We start from the raw sequence: 17,071 nt of genomic DNA, 5'->3' as shown, positions 1-17,071 counted from the left end.
ATCGCGGCGGATCAGCCGCCGACCCATCCAAGCAGCCGGAACGAGCCGCGCAATGTGCCGGTCATGTTGCGCTGGTCATAGCCGTTGTTGTTGACGACGTAGACGTCCTCGCGTCCGTCGGGGGCGGTCGCTGAAGGCCGGCTGACGCCGACGAGCGCCGCCCATGTTCCGTCCCCGTTGAACACGGGCTGGCACATGCTGGTCGGGTTAGGAGGTAGCGGCGAAGCGGTATACACGAACTGCTGCTGCGCGACGGTTGCGGCCACATCGACCATTACGCGGCCGAAAGGACACTGTCCTGCCAGCCCGCCGATGACGATCCGCGTCCCGGCCGCGTCCCACGACGCTGCCATGCCGAAGCGCGGGAAGTTCAGGTCCGATGTCGTGGCGATCGGGTCGCCGGCCACGGTCATCAGAACGACCTGATTGGCCGTGCTGGTGCTGTTCTGCAGCAGTACATAGCGCCCATCCCGCGAGTATGCCTCGCTCGAGTAGATGGTCATGCCCTGCGTCCCGCGGATGCGCACCGGCGATACCGTGCCGCTGATGACATCGGCGAGGTACAGACTGCGTTCCTGGCTGAGTATGTCGGTCGGGTCGGTCACGGCGTACGACAACAGCCTCGGCGTGACCCAACGCGGCTGTTCGACGACAGCGTCTTCGGACACTTTCGTGACGCTGCCGTTGGTGACGTCGAACAGATAGATATGGCCGGCAGCTTGCGGCTCGTCGACGCCTGCGACACAGCCGCCATCGCCCGGGATCCAAGACGAACACGTCTCGCGGTCGGACAGGAATGCGACGAATCGCCCGTCCGGCGACCACTGAGGCGCCCAGTCATACGACCCGGCGTTAGTGAGATTGAACCACTGTGCTTGATCGAGGTCGTAGAGGAAGACGTCAAGGTCGTATCCGGTGGCCATCGCCACGGCGAGCCTGCGCCCATCGGGCGAGAAATCGGGCGCGCTAAACCGCCCACGCTGGGTGAAGCTGTTCATCGTGCTGATGCGCGCGCTTAACCCAAGCGCCACGTCGGCGACATACAGCCCGCTGGTTAAGCCCAATGGGTCGCTGACGAGGTAGGCCGCGGCGCTGCCGCTTGGCGCAATGTAGAACTGATCGTCGATTTGGCTGTTGACCTCGACGATTTCGATGCGGCCGGCGGGGTTGGACGGTGATGCAAAGTAGAGCGTCACGATGCCTGTCTCGGGCTGGGCAGTGGACAAGTTCGTGATCGTCTGCCGGTCGTTGGAGACAGTATAGGCGACGTGCGGGAACTCGAGTCCGTCGCGGACGTCGCCGGCGATGTCAAGCAGCGCGCTGTTGTCAACCCGCAGGAGCGCGACGGGCTGGGGTGTTACGGTCGGTGTGAACGTCGGCGACGGTGTGGGCGTGACGGTCGGAGTGCTGCTCGGCGTGAATGTGGCCGAGGCCGTAAACGTCGCTGTCGGTGTAGCGCTGGCAGTCGGCGTGGCGGTCACGGTTGGTGTGTCGGTGACGGTCACATCGGGCGTAGGAGTAGACGTTGGCTCGGATGCCGTCAGGTTGCAGCCTGCGGCCGCGACGACGATCCATACTCCCAACAGTAAACGCTGAATCCGCATCGGCGGTATGCTCCGTGCCCCGCAGTAGGGAGCGAATCATACCATACCGATGCGGCGGTCTTTCCGTACTGTCGCTGTGCGCTCAGTCAACTCTCGCTGTGAAGCGCAGCTACTGACGCTCGGCTAGAACTCAACCCACTGCGTCCCTTTTTCGTCCTCCGGCGTTACCCAATAGCGGCCCCCGCCGCGCTCGCGGCGCAGGAACCCGAACTCGATCAGGTTGCGGCGCAGCGTGGCGTAGTCCTCGTGGACCTCCGACACGATGGCGTTGACCTCGCGCTCGGTGTATTCGCGGTTGGCCTCGAACTTGGTCGCCAGCCACTGCAGCACGACCAGCAGTTTCTTCTGCTTGGTCGGGATTTGCGTCAGCCGGCCGTTGGCGAAGTAGTCCTTGAACACCTTGCGGTCGTCCTCGCTGACATCGAGGCTGTCGAGCCATGCCTTGTCTTCGGGTTCGTCCGAATGGTCGAGCTGGTCGATCTGGCCGACCATCGCCTTGAAGTACTTCACGCGACCGGGGTCGATCGAGTACATGCGGTGGGTACCGCTGGCACGCATCGTCACCAAGCCGACCTGCCGCAGCTTGCCGAGATGATGCGAAGCGGTCGGTTCGGTGATCTGCAGCGCCTCTGCAAGCACGCCGACCGATTGTTCACCCTGCACGAGCTGAGCGTACATGGCAAACCGGGTGTCGTCTGCCAGCGCTTTGAACAGTTGCAGCACGTCCATCTGCTGCGCTTTAGTGAGCACGAGCCACCTCCTTTTAATGTGATGTGCGTCAAATTAGATGATCGTCAAAATATGAGTACTGTCAAGACCTGCGGCAGACTGTCCCCACATTTCGGGGGCACGAATCAAAACCGCCCTGCGAGACATCGTAGGGCGGTTCACGTAGTCCGACGGTCGAGCTAGCGGAAGCTCGCCAAGACCTTCTTGAGCGCGTCCTCGCTGGGGCGCAGCTTGCCGGCCGGCAACGCCGAGAGCGGCGTGTCGGTCAGATGCATCGTTTCAGCCAGCGTCGGGCGCGGCTCTTCGTAGTAGATCAAGCCGGTGATGAGGATGCCGTCGCGTTCGGCGTCTTCAAGCGCCTGAATCGCCTGCATCTTGTTGCGCGGGTCATGGTCGCGGCCCAGCTTCTTGAGCCGGACGATCGCGCCGCCGTGCAATTCGACTTCGATGACCTCGTTCGGATCGTAGTCTTCGATGACGATCTCTTCCTTCTCCGGAACGTAGCCCGGGGCCACGTAACGGATTTCATGGAGCGGCATTTCGTTGGCCTTGCCGTAGCTGTAGCTCTTGGTCGACGTGATCTCGTTGTTGAACGTCACGCAAGGGCTGACGATGTCGATGACAGCAGTCCCGCGATGATTCACGGCCGCCTTCATCAGCGCCTCGACCTGCTTGGCGTCGCCGCTGAAGCTGCGCGCGACGAACGTCGCCCCACCGATGACGGCCTCGAGCGCGAGGTCGATCGGCCGGAGCGTATTCGTGCCGTAATACTTCAGCGTCTGATCTTGATCGGCTGTCGCGCTGAACTGGCCCTTGGTCAAGCCGTAAACGCCGTTGTTCTCGATGATGTACACCATCGGCACGTTGCGTCGCAGCAGGTGCTTGTACTGGCCGAAGCCAATCGAACCCGTGTCGCCATCACCGCTGACCGCGATTGCGGTCAGGCTGTGGTTGGCGGTCGTCGCGCCGGTCACGACCGACGGCATACGGCCGTGGATCGCATTGAAGCCGTGCGACCGGCCGAGGAAGTAGGCCGGCGTCTTTGACGAGCAGCCAATGCCGCTCAGCTTGATGATCTTGTACTGCTCGAGGCCCAGATCGAAGGCCATGCTGATGATCTGATTCGAGATCGAGTCGTGGCCGCAGCCGGGGCATAGGGTGGACTTACCGCCCTTGTAGTCTTCGCGGGTCAGGCCGATCGGGTTAGTCTTGATGCGAGGGTTCGCAGACATGATTTTCCTCTGTCACACTCTAGCGATGGATCGGACCTACGAAACTACCGCAGTGACCTGCTCGTACACCCATTCGGGTGTCATCGGCAGGCTGTCGCCCAGTGTCAGCGATGTCTTGCGCGGCGGGCGTTGTTCCATATCGACGTTGATCACCTGATTGAGCTGGCCGTCGAAGTTGTTTTCGATCACAATGACGTGTTCGTGCGACGCGATGAACTCCGCAACATCGGGATGCAACGGAAGACCACGTACGCGCAAGTAATCCGACTCGACGCCGTCCTGCGCGAGCCAGTCGCGCGCTTCGCGGATGGCGTCTTCGTTGCTGCCGAAGGTCACGATGCCGATCCTCTTGGGCGCGGCTTTGTCCCAGACTTCGATCGGCGTAGGCAGCAGCGTGCGCGCGTTTTCGAACTTGCGATGCAGGCGCTGCATGTTCTGCACCCAATCGTCGGCACGCTCGCTGTAGACCGCCATCTCGTTGTGGCCGGTGCCGCGAAGGAAATACGCCGCGCGCGGGTGATTCGTGCCGGGGAGCGTGCGGTATCCGACCGCGTCGCCGTCGACATCCTTGTAGCGGCCCCACGTGCCGAATTTCTCGATGTGCTGCTGGAGTTCCTCGGCGTTGAGCACCTTGCCGCGGTTGAGCGGCTCGCTGGGATATTGGAACGGCTCGGCCATCCAGTTGTTCATGCCGATGTCGAGGTCGCTGAGCACGAAAACGGGCGTCTGCTGCGCCTCGGCGATGTCGAAGGCGCGCCAGCCGAACTCGAAGCACTCTTCCACGGTTCCAGGCAGCAGAATGAGCTGCCGGCTGTCACCATGGCCGAGGAAATAGGTGAAGATCAAGTCGCCCTGCGACGTGCGCGTCGGAAGGCCGGTCGACGGGCCCATGCGCGTGATGTCCCAGATTACGAGGGGGATCTCGGCATAGTAGGCGAGGCCGGTAAATTCGGCCATGAGGCTGATGCCCGGGCCGCTGGTGCTGGTCATCGCGCGCGCGCCAGCCCAGCCTGCGCCCACCAACATGCCGATCGCGGCAATCTCGTCCTCGGCCTGAATGACCGCGACCGTCTCTTTGCCGTTGTCCGGATCGCGCCGCAGATACTGGTAGCCCATGATCGCGTCGACAAGGCTGGTCGACGGCGTGATCGGGTACCACGCGACGACGGACACGCCGCCGAAGATCGCCCCGAGCGCCGCTGACTCGTTGCCCGTGATGACGATCTTGTCGCCGTTGAGGTTGAGCGGCGCGAACTTGTACGGGTCCTGCTTCTCGAGGTTCTCGCGCGCCCACTCGGCAGCGGCCTTCACGACGTTCATATTCATGTCGGCCGGCTTGGTCTTGCCCTTGAACGAGTCGAGCAGCGCCGCGTAGATCTTGTCCTGCGGGATGTCGAACAGTTCAGCGACTGCGCCAACATACACCATGTTGCTGATTCGGTCGCGGAAATCCGGGTTGATGTCGACGGTCTTGACGAGGTCCTTCACCGGGATCTCGTAGTAGATGACGTCTTCACGGCTGTGGCCCCAGTTCCACTCGCTCGGCAGAATGCATACGCCGCCGGGCGGGAGCTTACTGATGTCTTCCGCGGCCGTGTCCTGATTGAACGCGATGCAGATTTCGGTCACGGCCTTGCGGGCGGTGTAGCCGTCTTTGCTCGCGCGGATGGTGTACCACGTGGGCAGACCCTTGATGTTCGACGGGAACAGGTTCTTTCCGTTGACCGGAATGCCCATCTTAAACAAGGCGTAGACCAACGTGTTGTTGGAGGTCTGGCTGCCAGAACCGTTCTTGGTAGCGACCGTAAAGGCGAAATCGTTGTAGATGAAACCATCGTCCGCAGGTTTGACTCGGGGTGACGGTCCAATATTGAGAGCGCACATGCGCGCTTGCTCCTTGCGTTTATTGCGTGAATCGGACGAAGGTGTCTCAATTCGTTGAGGCGTTAATCATCATAACACCGTCCCCGCGAGCCATACAACGGGGTATTGGTCTATCTACACCAACGGATATGAAACGAGGAGCCACGTGGAATAGGGTTCGGGCTCGGCGCGGAACCCCTGCATCTCGTCTTCATCGATCCAGTCGTTAATGCGCCGCGCGTCCTCGTACGTGTCGATCAGGCCGTATGTATTGGGCCGAATCCCGTACATTTCATTCATGTCGACCTGAAGATTGCTGCACAGCCACGAGTGGCTGAAATCGCCTCCTTCAACACCTACGACGTCGTATCCGAGCACGATGCCCGTACGATCCAATTCGGGCACCGGAGCGTGCCAAACCGTATCAGCGCGTTCACGGACGACGAGAAGATTCGGTAGAGCTTTGCCACCTTGAACATTGGGCCAGCCCACGCCAATCAGCCAGAAGTCGTCCATCGGCAGATGAAACCGAACCGCGAACTTCCGTGCAGCGGCGGGGTTCGAAAAAACCGCCCATGGTGATCCGTCCGCTCTATGTCCAGATCCGCACCATTCTCGAAACTCGTCCACCATCGCGTCGGGGATGCCGAACGCTGACACCTCCTCCGCATACCTGTCCGACCAGCCCCAAAACAGATCGAGCCGAAATCGGGAAATGCAGCGTGACAAACTGATCAAGTCGGATGGCAGAAGGGGCGCTGACCAATACCATTCCGGATTGCCCCGCCGGATCAGGACGTAGCCGAGAGCAGTGCATGCCTCAAGATCTCGTTGGTCGACCATGCCGAATACCTCCGCGACGTTTATGGCCCGCCGCGCCCGCGCTTTTCGCGGTACTGCGATTCCAGGCCGACGTCAGTGTCTTGATCGTATCACAGGCGTAGGGAACACAGTGTCAAAGCACGTAACCCAATTGCATTAAGGCCCTCTACACTAATAGGCAATATACTGCAATTAGAGCTTTGGAGGATGCACACTCATGTTTCGGGCCAGCGCGTGTTACCGCATTGGTTGGCTGCTTTTCTTCACACTTTTGCTATTGTTGCCCCTTAACGCGCAGGATACGCCACCGTTTCGGGTCTATCTCGCCTTTGAGGACGGCCCGACCGACACCTATACCCCCGAGATTCTCGATACTCTGGCGCAGTACAACGCGCGCGCATCGTTCGTGATCTCGGGCGCGCAGATCGCCGGCCGTGAACATCTGTTGCAGCGCGAGGTCCGCGAGGGCCATGCCCTCATCAATCACTTGTGGGAAGAGCAGGGCGTATACGCGGGTGCGCCGGCCGACGCGGTGCGTGAGTCCTATTGGCGCACGGAAGATGCGATGAGGGCGGCGCTCGGCGACGTCGTACATCTCTACGATGCGCAGCAGAAGATGTTCTGGCAGCCTGGCGGCGCGGCGCGCCCGTTTCCTGCACAGGGTGACGAGGCGATCATTACCTACAACTGGAACGTGAACAGCGATGACTGCGGATGGGCGATGCCGTCCACGATCAATCTCGACTCGTTCGAGTTCGACCGTGCCGTCATCGCCAATGTGCTCGGAACGCCTGTCTCGGTCGGGGCGTTTCATAATCCGTACAACGCGTACGACTACGGCGACGGCGTGATCGTCATCTTTCACGATCTCAACCGCGTTACCGGCCGTGTGCTGCCCACCATCCTGAGTGAGCTGCAGGCGGCAGGGGCAACGTTTCACGCGCTTCCCCGCGGCGGGGATCGGCCGGGAACCATGCCGGTCTCGTTGGGGGCGGCTCCCGCGTCCTCACAGGGATACGACGGGTTTACCGCGGCCGCATCGGTGCGCGTCGACGCCCGGGTGCGGGCACAGCCGAGTTTGACTGGCGACATCCTCATGTCGGTTCCCAGCGGGACTGCCGTGACCGCCGTCGGCAAGGCAGACGGCTGGATTCAGGTCAGTTACGAGGGAAAGACGGGATGGATCGCACGGCAACTGCTCTCGGTCGCGGGTCCTATTCCGAATCTGCCACTACGCGAGTGAGCAGGTAACGGCTACAGCAGTGGCACCATGCCCGGATGGAGCGCCTGTCGAACGTCCTCGCAAACGATGTCGAACTGCGCGGGATCGTGCTGGAAGTCGACCACGTCCATGTCAACCACCACGATCGGGCAGCGCGTCCACGTATCGATCCACTTGTCGTACTGGGCGTTCAACTGCGCGACGTACTTGCGCGGAATCTCCGCCTCGTACGTGCGGCCACGCTTTTCGATGTGGCTCATCAGCGTGTCGACGCTGGCCTTGAGGTAGACGATCACGTTCGGGTGGGGCAGGAACGCGCTCACGGCCTGATACAGCGACCAGTACGTCTTCCAGTCGCGCTTCTTCATGTTGCCTTGCTTGTAGAGGTTGCGCGCAAACACCTGCGCATCTTCGTACACGGTGCGATCCTGTATGACGCTGCCGGGGTAGTCCGCCAGCAGGCGGTGGTGTTCGAGCCGCTTCGCCAAAAAGAACACCTGCGAGTGGAAGCTCCAGCGCCGCATGTTCTTATAGAACTTGGCGAGATACGGGTTTTCGGCGTGAGCCTCGTAGAAGGGCTGCCATCCGAAGCGGGTCGCGAGCATTTCGGTCAGCGTGCTCTTTCCGGCGCCGATATTGCCCGCAACGGCGACGAAATTGAATTGGCGCTCGACGGTCATATCCTGCCTAACTGCGCGTTCGATCAAACCCAATTGGGCAAGTATCCCGGGATTCGCCGGCCGAATCAACAGCGATGCACATGAACCCTGACAATTCGTCAACGGATTACGGTAATGAAACACTTTACAATGGATTGGGGTTCCATTGACGCGCCGCGCGGTAGGTTTGGTATGGGTGATACAGGCAGTCTGAGGGCAAGACGTATTCGCCGTACGATGGCGGCTTACCTCAGTGTGTTCGCAGTCGTGTTGACCGTCGGCTTTGCTCTGGCGCTCGAGTCCTCGGCGCAGACGGCGCCGCCGCAGGCGTCGTGCAGTGCGCTCGTGCTTGAGGCCCTTGCCGCTACCGATCGACAGTGTTCGGACACCGCGCGCAACCACGCGTGTTACGGCCACGTGCTGAACACCGCTGTGCCTCAACCGGACGCGCCCGACCTGATCTTCGAGGCACAGGGGCATAAGGTTCCCCTTGACGACGTGCAAATCCTCGATCTCAGCCCGCTCGATGTCGATTCGTCGCATTGGGGCGTCGTATTGATTCAGGCGCAGGCCAGCCTGCCCGACACGCTTCCCGGCCAGAACGTCACGTTTGTTCTTTTCGGCGATGTCGAGGTCGAGAACGCGGTGGGCAATGCGCTCGACTACCGCGCGGACGTGACGGCGACGGCGATGGTGCTTCCGCGCCCGGGCGACGAGCGCACGATTTTGGCTCGGCTAACGGCTGGCTCCGCGGTGTACGCGTCCGGCAAGTATGTCGACCCGCACGGCGAATTGTGGGTGCGCGTCGGGCAGCAGCGCGATGCGTCTGTCACGGGCTGGGTGACCGGACGGGCATTATCCACTGCGTTCGACCGCCTGCCGGACATCGATCCAAACGCCTTCCGACCGCGCCCGATGCAGGCGTTCTATTTCCGCACCGGTATCGGCCGCCCGACGTGCGCCGAAGCGCCCCGTGACGGCATGGTGATCCAAAGCCCGCGCGGGGCTGCGCGCGTCCAGTTCACGTTGAATGGGGTGGCAATTGACCTCGGGTCGACGGCCTACGTATCATCTACACGGTCAGGGGGCCAGATGTGCGTGTCGCTGCTCGATGGCTCGGCCGGGGTGGAGAGCGGCGGCGTGTCGCAGGTGGTTTTGCCCGGCGAGCGAAGCTGCGTACCGGTCGATTCTTCGGGTGTAGCGTCCGGCGCGCCGAATGAGCCGGAAGCCTTCGATCCCGACGAGATCGCGCTCATCGAGCCGGTGCTGGATCTTCTGCCGGAGCATGTCGACATTCCGGAACCGGCAGCGACCAATACGCCGCGCCCGGTGTTCCGCCCGGTTTCGACCCGCGTCCCCGCGGACGTCCCGATCGCGACCGGCGAAACCAGCGTTCCGGTGTCTGATGCGCCGCCGCAGCTGCCCACAAACGCAGTGCCGGCCCCTACACGGCCGCCAAAGACGCCGAAGCCAACGCGCGGCCCGACCGAAACGCCGCTGCCAGCGGTCACGGCAGTTATCACACCGACCCCTTAACGTCCCAAGTAGAGGCAGGTAGTCATGCGGCAGTGGTTACGACTCAGCAGACTTGGCAAGCTTGGCGGTGCGGTTTCCCTCGCACTGGTCGCCATGATGGCGCTCGCCCAGCAGACTCCCGAAGCGTGCATCACGCTCGTTCAAGGCGCGCTTCGAGCTGCCGATCAGCTGTGTACCGAGACTGGCCGCAATCAAGTGTGCTACGGCAACGTCCTCAACGTCGCGACGCCCTTTGACGGCGTCGACGATTTTGCGTTTGAGTCGGCCGGTGACATTGAGCATCTGTTGCGGGTGCAAGCGCTCGAACTCAGCCCATTCGATGAAGCGTTGAACCAGTGGGGCGTTGCGCTGATGAAGCTGCAGGCCACGCTGCCCGATTCGCTGCCGGGGCAGAACGTCACGTTCATCCTGTTCGGCGATACGTCGATCGAAGCCGACACGGGGGTGCAGGGCCGGGCGGAAGGCACGGCGCGGACCGCCGCCAACATCCGCATTGGTCCGAACGACACCAGCCCGATCGTCGGTTCGTTGAGCGCGCGTGGCGCGGTTGTCGTGACGGGTCAGTACACCAACAGCCTCGACGAGTTGTGGCTGCGCGTACGGTTCGAGGACTATCGCACCAAGACCGGTTGGGTGCTCGGCGATCTCGTCGATGCAGACCTGACGGACATTCCTGCCGTCACTGCCGATTCACTCACCTATAGCCCGATGCAGGCGTTTTATTTTAGGACCGGCATCGGCCGGCCGTCGTGCGCCGCCGCGCCGGCTGACGGTGTGGTCGTGCAGACTCCGGCCGGCGCGGGCAAGGTGAGCTTCACGGTCAACGGCATCGAGATCGCGATGGGATCGACGGCGTACATCAACTCGCGCGGCGACGTCGATCAGACCTGCGTGTCCTTGATTAGCGGCGATGCCGATTTGCGCTCAGCAGGCATCTTGGTCAATTTGAATCCGGGCGAAAGCAGCTGCTCGCGTACACCTGATCATCTGGTGCAGGGCCCACCGGGACCGGTCCGGCCTTTCGATGCCGAGGAAATCGCGCTGCTTGAACCGGTCCTCGAACTGCTTCCTGAGGACGTGACCATTCCGCCACCAGCCGTTCGCCGCACACCCACGCCGGTCGAAAGTGACGTGCCTGCGAGTTCGGCGCCGGGTGCAACGCCGGGAACGGGCGGGAGCCCTGTGGTTGTCGCTACGCCGGGCGGCCCGACAGTGACGCCGGGCGGACCGTCGCGGTTCGTCAGCGCCGGATACTCGCGCAACTACTTCACCGCCAACTTCACGGCCAACGCCGGGCCCGATGCGCCCTCGACGATCAACTGGAACTTCGGCGACGGCACCTTCGGCGGCGGCGTGACGGCCAGCCACACGTACGCCGGGCCGGCCACTTATGGCGCGCTCGTCGAGGCGTGCTGGTCGGACGGATTCTGCCTGCAACAGCCGTTCGGAGTCGACGTGCCGCCCTGTGCGATTGATTTCAGCAGCTTCATCAGCACCATTCAGTTCAACTTCACTGGAACTTCAGAGTCGTTTGACGTAGGCAGGAAGGACGAGTGGTGCAACCCATCGAACCTGGCCGTCCTAGACTCCGGCAACACAACATATAGTAGCGGCGTCTATTTGGGCGAACACTGGTACGCAGTTGACCGCGCGACGTCTGCGATTGTCTACGAGGTCACGGTGCCTGACGCGAACCCGATCGTCAAGAGTCTTCCGTAAGTGGACGAACCATGGAAGTGGTAACCGGGGAAATGCCATGACATCCTTCACCACCCGCATAAGGCGAGCGATCTGGACGCTCATTGTGCTGGCGGTCGGCACGTCGGTCGGCGCGCAGCCGAGGCAGCCCGCCCCTTGCTTTGCACTGGTCCAGACCGCTCTCCAAGCAGCAGACGCCGCGTGCGAGGCGACCGGGCGCAACGAAGTCTGTTACGGCAACGTGTCGGGCATGGCTACACCGGCTGTCGGCGTCAGTGATCTGGTTTTCAATCAGGTCGGCGATATCGCGCCGGTCGGCAGCATCCGCGCGCTTCAGCTCAGCCCGCTCAACGAAGTCAGGCAGGAATGGGGCGTCGCGGTGATGCGCTTGCAGGCCAATCTGCCGGACACGCTGCCGGGTCAGAACGTCACGTTCGTGTTGTTTGGCGACGTCACCATCGAGGACGCCACCCGCGATCAAGCGCGCGTACCCGGTCAGGTGCGTGTTGCGTCAAACGTGCGCTATCTGCCGTCGGGCGATGCCGATGTCGTCGGGTCGCTGCGCCGCGGTCAGACGGCGCTTGTCACCGGAAAAGCAGAGAGCACCACCGGCAGCCTGTGGTACCGGGTGAAATACGATCACTACCGAACGCGCACCGGGTGGGTGCTGGGCGAACTGATCGACGTCGACGCAGAGCTGCTGCCCGAGGTCGAACGCACGTCGCTCGTCGCCAACCCGATGCAGGCGTTCTATTTCCGCACCGGCATCGGGCGTCAGACGTGCGAGGAGGCGCCGTCTGATGGGGTGGTGGTGCAGACTCCCGAAGGAGTCGGCATGGTGACGTTCAACGTCAACGGCGTCGACGTGTCGCTCGGCTCTACGGCTGTGATCACCGACACCGAGGATGGGCTTTCGTTTGCGCTGATGGAAGGGCGGGGCATGATTCGCGCTCAGGGCGTGATGCGCGTCCTCGTGCCCGGATCCGAAACGATTGTGCGGATGGACGAGCAATTCCACGCGGCCGAAGCGCCGACCATGCCGCAGCCGATCGCGCCAGAGATGTTCGCAATGGCATCGGAGGCGATGGACGCGATGGAGCGCCCGATCGACGTACCGCCTCCTGCCACCATGCCGCAGATTGAACGGGCCAACACGACGACCGTGATCGATGTGGACCTGCCGGTGCTGCTGCCATCGTGCCCTGCCGGCGCCGATCCGGCGACGTGCGGCTGCACAGATGCCGATCGGGATGGCACGTGCGATATCACGTGTGAAGACCGCGACCGTGACGGGGTTTGCGATCCGCTGGTGTGCATCGACCTCAACATGGACGGCCAATGTGATGGGGCGATCTGCGAGGACCGTGACGGCGACGGGCGCTGCGACATCCTCGACCCGTGTTCCGGCTCGGCGGCCGACTGCGGGTGCCTCGACTTGAACAATAACGGGATCTGCGACGTGGACGAAGTCGTCTGCACGCTGGGCGATTGCTCGAACTGCACCGATCGCGATGCGGACGGGCGATGCGACGATCTCGACCCCTGCGTGGACAGCGACGGTGACGGTGTCTGCGAAACCTGCCTCGGACTGCCGTGCAACGTGCTTCCGACACTGATCGCGCCGCTTCCGACCTTGCCGATCATCCTCGGACCAACGCGCACCCCGACGCCGACCCCGACAAGGACGCCTGCCACAGGCGCCTAGCCTGAGTCGAACGAGTCCTTAGAATCCGTGGCGGGCCGTCCGGCACCGGTCAAGATGCGCTAAAATGGGGTCACGCGATTGAGGCCCCATTTTGACATCCATGACCAGCACAGCAACCGATAGCTTCGTCCATCTGCACGTACATACCGAGTATTCGCTGCTTGACGGCTTGAGCAAGATCAAGAAGCTCATCGCACGCGCCAAACAGCTTGGAATGCCGGCGCTTGCGATCACCGACCACGGCACGATGTACGGCGTGCAGGAGTTCTATACGGCGGCCAATGACGCCGGTATCCAGCCGATACTCGGCATGGAAGCGTACATGTCTCCGCGCGGCATGACCGAACGTGACAGCGTGCTTGACCGCCGGCCCTTTCACCTGCTTTTGCTTGCGCGCAATTACGCGGGGTATCGAAACCTGCTGCGAATCGCAAGCGCCGCGCAGCTCGAAGGCTACTACTACCGTCCGCGGATCGACTTCGACTACTTGGCCGAACACAGCGAAGGGATTATCGCCACGACCGGCTGCCTCGCGGCCCGCGTGCCGCAGCTCATCATGGCAGGCAAGGATGACGAAGCGAGTGAGTGGATTGGCAAGTTCGTCGACGTGCTTGGTCCGGAGAACTTCTATCTAGAACTGCAGAAGCACGACATTCCGGAGTTGGAGACGGTCAACCGCTGGCTGATCGACTACGCGCGCAGCGGCCATACGCCGGTGCGCTTGCTCGCCACCAACGACGTGCACTACATCCTCAAGGAAGACTTCGACACGCACGACACGCTGCTCTGCATACAGACCGGCGAACTGAAGTCGACGCCCAAGCGTGAGGACCACAACGAAGAGGGCGGGGGCGGCGGACGAATGGCGATGTCCGACCCCAGTTACCACCTGACCAGCGCGGACGAGATGGCCGGGTTGTTCGGCGAGGTGCCCGATGCGCTGCGGGCATCGCTCGATATTGCCGAGATGTGCCGCTACGACATGCCGGAGAAGGAATACCACTTCCCGCAGTTTCCGGTGCCGCCCGGCCACGACGCTCGGTCTTACCTGAGGCACCTGTGCCAAATCGGAATGGAGTGGCGATTCGGATCGCGCGCCGAAGACTCCGAGCTGCGCAGACAGCTCGACTTCGAGCTGGATGTCATCGACAGCATGGGGTTCAACACGTACTTCCTGATCGTGTGGGACCTGTGTGAGTACGCCCGGCACGCCGACATCTGGTTCAACGTGCGCGGGTCGGGCGCGGGGAGCCTCGCGCTGTACTCGCTGGGGATCACCAGCATCGACCCGATTCAGAACGTGCTCTTCTTTGAGCGATTCTTGAACCCCGAGCGCAATACGATGCCCGACATCGACATCGACTATCCGGACGACCGCCGCGCCGAGATGATCGCTTACAGCGTGCAGAAATACGGCTCGGACAAGGTCGCCTCGATCATCACGTTCGGGACGTTGGGCGCGAAGAACGCCGTGCGTGACGTCGCCCGCGCGCTGGGTGTCGAACTGCAGAAGGTAGACCGCGCGCTGAAGCTGGTGCCGCAGGAGCCGAAGCCGAAGCCGATCGAAGTGTACGTCTCCGAGAACCCCGACCTTCACGCGATGGTCGAGAGCGACCCGGAACTGAAGTCTGTGATCGACACGGCGGCGAAGGTGCAAGGCATCCGCAGGCACGCCTCGGTGCATGCCGCCGGCGTCATCATCGCCGACCGCGACCTGCGCGACTACCTGCCGCTGCATCGCATGACGGGCAAGGAGAACGCCGAGTCGCCGATTAAGCAGGTAACGCAGTTCACCATGGAGACGTGCGAGCAGATTGGTCTGCTCAAGATCGATTTTCTCGGACTGGCAACCCTCAACATCTTGCGGACGGCGTGCGAACTTGTCGGCCGCTATCACGGCGTGCATTACACGATGGACACGATCCCGTACCGCCACGACGATCCGCGGCTGACCGACGAGCAGCGAAAGCAGCTCGACGAGGCGTACGCTCTGATTGCCCGCGGCGAGACGGTGGGCGTGTTCCAGCTAGAAAGCGGGGGCATGCAGGGCATGCTCCGTGACATGCGCCCGCGCGAGTTCGAGAACATCGTCGCGGCGGTCTCGCTGTATCGCCCCGGCCCGCTGCAGTTCATCCCGGTCTATAACGAACGCCTGCACGGGGCGGAAGTCGAGTACATCCATCCCGGCTTGGAGCGAATCACGTCCCCGACGTACGGGATCATGGTGTATCAGGAACAGATCATGCAGATCGCGCGCGACTTGTTCGGCTACAAGCTGGGCGAGGCCGACTTGATGCGTCGCGCAGTGAGCAAGAAGAAAGAGGCCGACCTCGCCAAACATCGCGCGATCTTCCGCGAGCGCGGTCCGTCCCACGGCGTTTCGGTGGAGATCGCGGACGCCATCTTCGATCAAGTCGAGAAGTTCGCCAACTACGGGTTCAACAAGGCGCATGCCGCAGACTACGCCGTGCTGAGTGTCCAGACGGCGTTCATCAAGGCGCACTACCCCGAGGAGTACATGGCCGCGCTGCTGACCGTACAGCGCACCGACCCGGCCAAGGTCGCAGGCTTCCTCGAAGAGTGCCGGCGCATGAAGATTCCGATTCTGCCGCCGGACATCAACTCCAGCGAGCTGAACTTCACGATTGAGGGGAAACCCGGCGAACGGCGCGGGATTCGCTTCGGGTTGGTCGCCATCAAGGGCGCGGGCGAAGCGGCGCTCGGGCCGATTGTCGATGCGCGCCACGAAGGCGGGCCGTTTACCGGACTGGAAGACTTCGCGCGGCGTGTCGACCTGCGCAAGGTCGGCAAGCGCACCATCGAGGCGCTGGCGCAGGTCGGCGCGATGGACTCGGTGCATGCAGACCGGCAGCAGTTGTTCGAGCAGTCTGGCACCTTGATCGAGGTCAGCGCGCGGATTCATGCCGACATCGAACGCGGGCAGATGAGCTTGTTCGGCGGCGAATCGATCGACGATCACGTCGTCCTCAAGCCGATAGACCCGCGCGAGCGCAAGTCAACCCGCGAACTGCTGATGTGGGAAAAGGAACTGCTCGGCGTGTATGTCAGCGGGAGGCCGGTCGACAAGTTCCGCCGCGACCTCGAACGCCTGAATACGCACGAGGTCTTCGAGCTGAAGCAGAACGCCGCTGAGCATCACGACCAACCCGTCGCGATTGCAGGCGAGATCGTGACCATGCGCAAGATCTTCACCCAGCAGCAGAAGGCGATGGCGGTGCTTCATGTCGAGGACTGGCACGCGAGCGCGTCGCCCATCGAGGTCGTATTGTTCCCGCGCGCATACGCTGGCGTCGAGGCGTTGATCGAGCATGAGGAGATCACGCCGCTGCGAGACGGCGAGGTGTACGTGTTCTTCGGCAAGTTCGACAACTCGCGGGGCGAGCCGCAGGTGATTTGCGAGCGTGTCAGTCAGGACCTGCACCTGCTTGATCCGATCGATCCGATGTCATCGCGTCCTGAACCCAGCGCCGAGCCGGACTGGGACATGCTGCCACGAGTAGATCGCACACCCGCGCCGGACGTCGAGGCGGATGCAGTGGCGTCGCCGGTGGTCCAAGCGGCCGCCGACGAGCCGGATCGTGAGATGACGTCGGAGGGCGACCTCGAGGCCGATCTGCCCGCGGATGCTCCGGATTGGATGCGCTCGAACGGCGCCCCCGACACGGCGCGTTGGCTTATCATTTCGCTGCGGCGCAGTGGCGACTATCAACGGGATACGCAGCTTCTGAGGCGGGTGCACCACGTCGTGTTCGAACACCGCGGGCGCGATTACTGCGTGCTGCGGGCAGAGGTCGACGGCATGCCGTCATGGATTCAGTTCGACGTTCGCACGCGTTGTGACGAAACACTACTGGCAGAGCTGCGCGCAATCGACGGCGTCGAGGCACTGGATGTCCGCAGCAGTGCGCCACCGGGTGTGCCGATCCCCGGCAGCGCCGGCGCAGCGAATGGTCCTGCGCGCCGGCGCTACCAGCGGTAGG

11 protein-coding genes are annotated in these 17,071 nt (G+C 62.6%); 5 read left to right on the top strand and 6 right to left on the bottom strand.

Annotated features, from left to right (window positions below; translation table 11 throughout):
* Positions 1 to 11: 11 nt before the first annotated feature.
* The 5 genes from IPM16_08655 to IPM16_08635 form a co-directional block, all read right to left on the bottom strand.
* Positions 12 to 1,604 carry a PD40 domain-containing protein gene (locus IPM16_08655; protein MBK9123176.1) on the bottom strand — a complete coding sequence of 531 codons (1,593 nt, stop codon included), beginning with the start codon at positions 1,602 to 1,604 and terminating at the stop codon, positions 12 to 14.
* A 123-nt stretch (positions 1,605 to 1,727) separates the two neighbouring features.
* A complete protein-coding gene (locus IPM16_08650; GenBank protein MBK9123175.1) occupies positions 1,728 to 2,354 on the bottom strand; it encodes a metalloregulator ArsR/SmtB family transcription factor in 627 nt (208 codons plus the stop codon).
* A 158-nt stretch (positions 2,355 to 2,512) separates the two neighbouring features.
* The gene (locus IPM16_08645) at positions 2,513 to 3,565 is read right to left on the bottom strand and encodes a 2-oxoacid:ferredoxin oxidoreductase subunit beta (protein ID MBK9123174.1); all 1,053 of its coding nucleotides are present in this window, start codon (positions 3,563 to 3,565) and stop codon (positions 2,513 to 2,515) included.
* 36 nt (positions 3,566 to 3,601) lie between these two features.
* Positions 3,602 to 5,449, bottom strand: a complete 1,848-nt coding sequence (locus tag IPM16_08640; GenBank protein ID MBK9123173.1) for a 2-oxoacid:acceptor oxidoreductase subunit alpha — start codon at positions 5,447 to 5,449, stop codon at positions 3,602 to 3,604.
* Between the two features lie 114 nt (positions 5,450 to 5,563).
* Complete coding sequence (locus IPM16_08635; GenBank protein MBK9123172.1) at positions 5,564 to 6,271, bottom strand: hypothetical protein; 708 nt, start codon at positions 6,269 to 6,271, stop codon at positions 5,564 to 5,566.
* A 196-nt stretch (positions 6,272 to 6,467) separates the two neighbouring features.
* Here IPM16_08635 and IPM16_08630 point away from each other — a divergent pair, with 196 nt between their 5' ends.
* Complete coding sequence (locus IPM16_08630) at positions 6,468 to 7,493, top strand: polysaccharide deacetylase family protein (GenBank protein MBK9123171.1); 1,026 nt, start codon at positions 6,468 to 6,470, stop codon at positions 7,491 to 7,493.
* A gap of 11 nt (positions 7,494 to 7,504) precedes the next feature.
* Here the strand turns inward: IPM16_08630 and IPM16_08625 are convergent, their stop codons facing one another.
* The gene (locus IPM16_08625) at positions 7,505 to 8,152 is read right to left on the bottom strand and encodes a deoxynucleoside kinase (GenBank protein MBK9123170.1); all 648 of its coding nucleotides are present in this window, start codon (positions 8,150 to 8,152) and stop codon (positions 7,505 to 7,507) included.
* 171 nt (positions 8,153 to 8,323) lie between these two features.
* On the opposite strand from IPM16_08625, the gene IPM16_08620 reads away from it, so the two are divergent.
* From IPM16_08620 to dnaE, 4 genes are all read left to right on the top strand, one after another.
* Positions 8,324 to 9,667, top strand: coding sequence for a hypothetical protein (locus IPM16_08620; protein ID MBK9123169.1), 1,344 nt, complete (start codon positions 8,324 to 8,326; stop codon positions 9,665 to 9,667).
* 24 nt (positions 9,668 to 9,691) lie between these two features.
* Positions 9,692 to 11,386 (top strand): SH3 domain-containing protein, encoded by a 1,695-nt coding sequence (locus tag IPM16_08615; protein ID MBK9123168.1) that lies wholly within the window; start codon positions 9,692 to 9,694, stop codon positions 11,384 to 11,386.
* Positions 11,387 to 11,423: 37 nt separating this feature from the next.
* A complete protein-coding gene (locus IPM16_08610) occupies positions 11,424 to 13,070 on the top strand; it encodes an SH3 domain-containing protein (GenBank protein MBK9123167.1) in 1,647 nt (548 codons plus the stop codon).
* Between the two features lie 100 nt (positions 13,071 to 13,170).
* A complete protein-coding gene (gene dnaE / locus IPM16_08605; protein MBK9123166.1) occupies positions 13,171 to 17,070 on the top strand; it encodes a DNA polymerase III subunit alpha in 3,900 nt (1,299 codons plus the stop codon).
* Position 17,071 lies beyond the last annotated feature (1 nt).

The sequence above is a fragment of the Candidatus Flexicrinis affinis genome, assembly GCA_016716525.1.
Taxonomy (GTDB): domain Bacteria; phylum Chloroflexota; class Anaerolineae; order Aggregatilineales; family Phototrophicaceae; genus Flexicrinis; species Flexicrinis affinis.
Note: the sequence above shows the minus strand (reverse complement) of the source record. Positions and strands in the feature narration are given on the sequence as shown.

Excerpts from the sequence above, each read along its gene's own strand:
- IPM16_08655 (MBK9123176.1), bottom strand. The coding sequence starts at position 1,604 with ATGCGGATTCAGCGTTTACTGTTGGGAGTATGGATCGTCGTCGCGGCC.
- IPM16_08645 (MBK9123174.1), bottom strand. The coding sequence starts at position 3,565 with ATGTCTGCGAACCCTCGCATCAAGACTAACCCGATCGGCCTGACCCGC.
- IPM16_08640 (MBK9123173.1), bottom strand. The coding sequence starts at position 5,449 with ATGTGCGCTCTCAATATTGGACCGTCACCCCGAGTCAAACCTGCGGAC.
- IPM16_08635 (MBK9123172.1), bottom strand. The coding sequence starts at position 6,271 with ATGGTCGACCAACGAGATCTTGAGGCATGCACTGCTCTCGGCTACGTC.
- IPM16_08630 (MBK9123171.1), top strand. The coding sequence starts at position 6,468 with ATGTTTCGGGCCAGCGCGTGTTACCGCATTGGTTGGCTGCTTTTCTTC.
- IPM16_08625 (MBK9123170.1), bottom strand. The coding sequence starts at position 8,152 with ATGACCGTCGAGCGCCAATTCAATTTCGTCGCCGTTGCGGGCAATATC.
- IPM16_08620 (MBK9123169.1), top strand. The coding sequence starts at position 8,324 with ATGGGTGATACAGGCAGTCTGAGGGCAAGACGTATTCGCCGTACGATG.
- IPM16_08615 (MBK9123168.1), top strand. The coding sequence starts at position 9,692 with ATGCGGCAGTGGTTACGACTCAGCAGACTTGGCAAGCTTGGCGGTGCG.
- IPM16_08610 (MBK9123167.1), top strand. The coding sequence starts at position 11,424 with ATGACATCCTTCACCACCCGCATAAGGCGAGCGATCTGGACGCTCATT.
- dnaE (MBK9123166.1), top strand. The coding sequence starts at position 13,171 with ATGACCAGCACAGCAACCGATAGCTTCGTCCATCTGCACGTACATACC.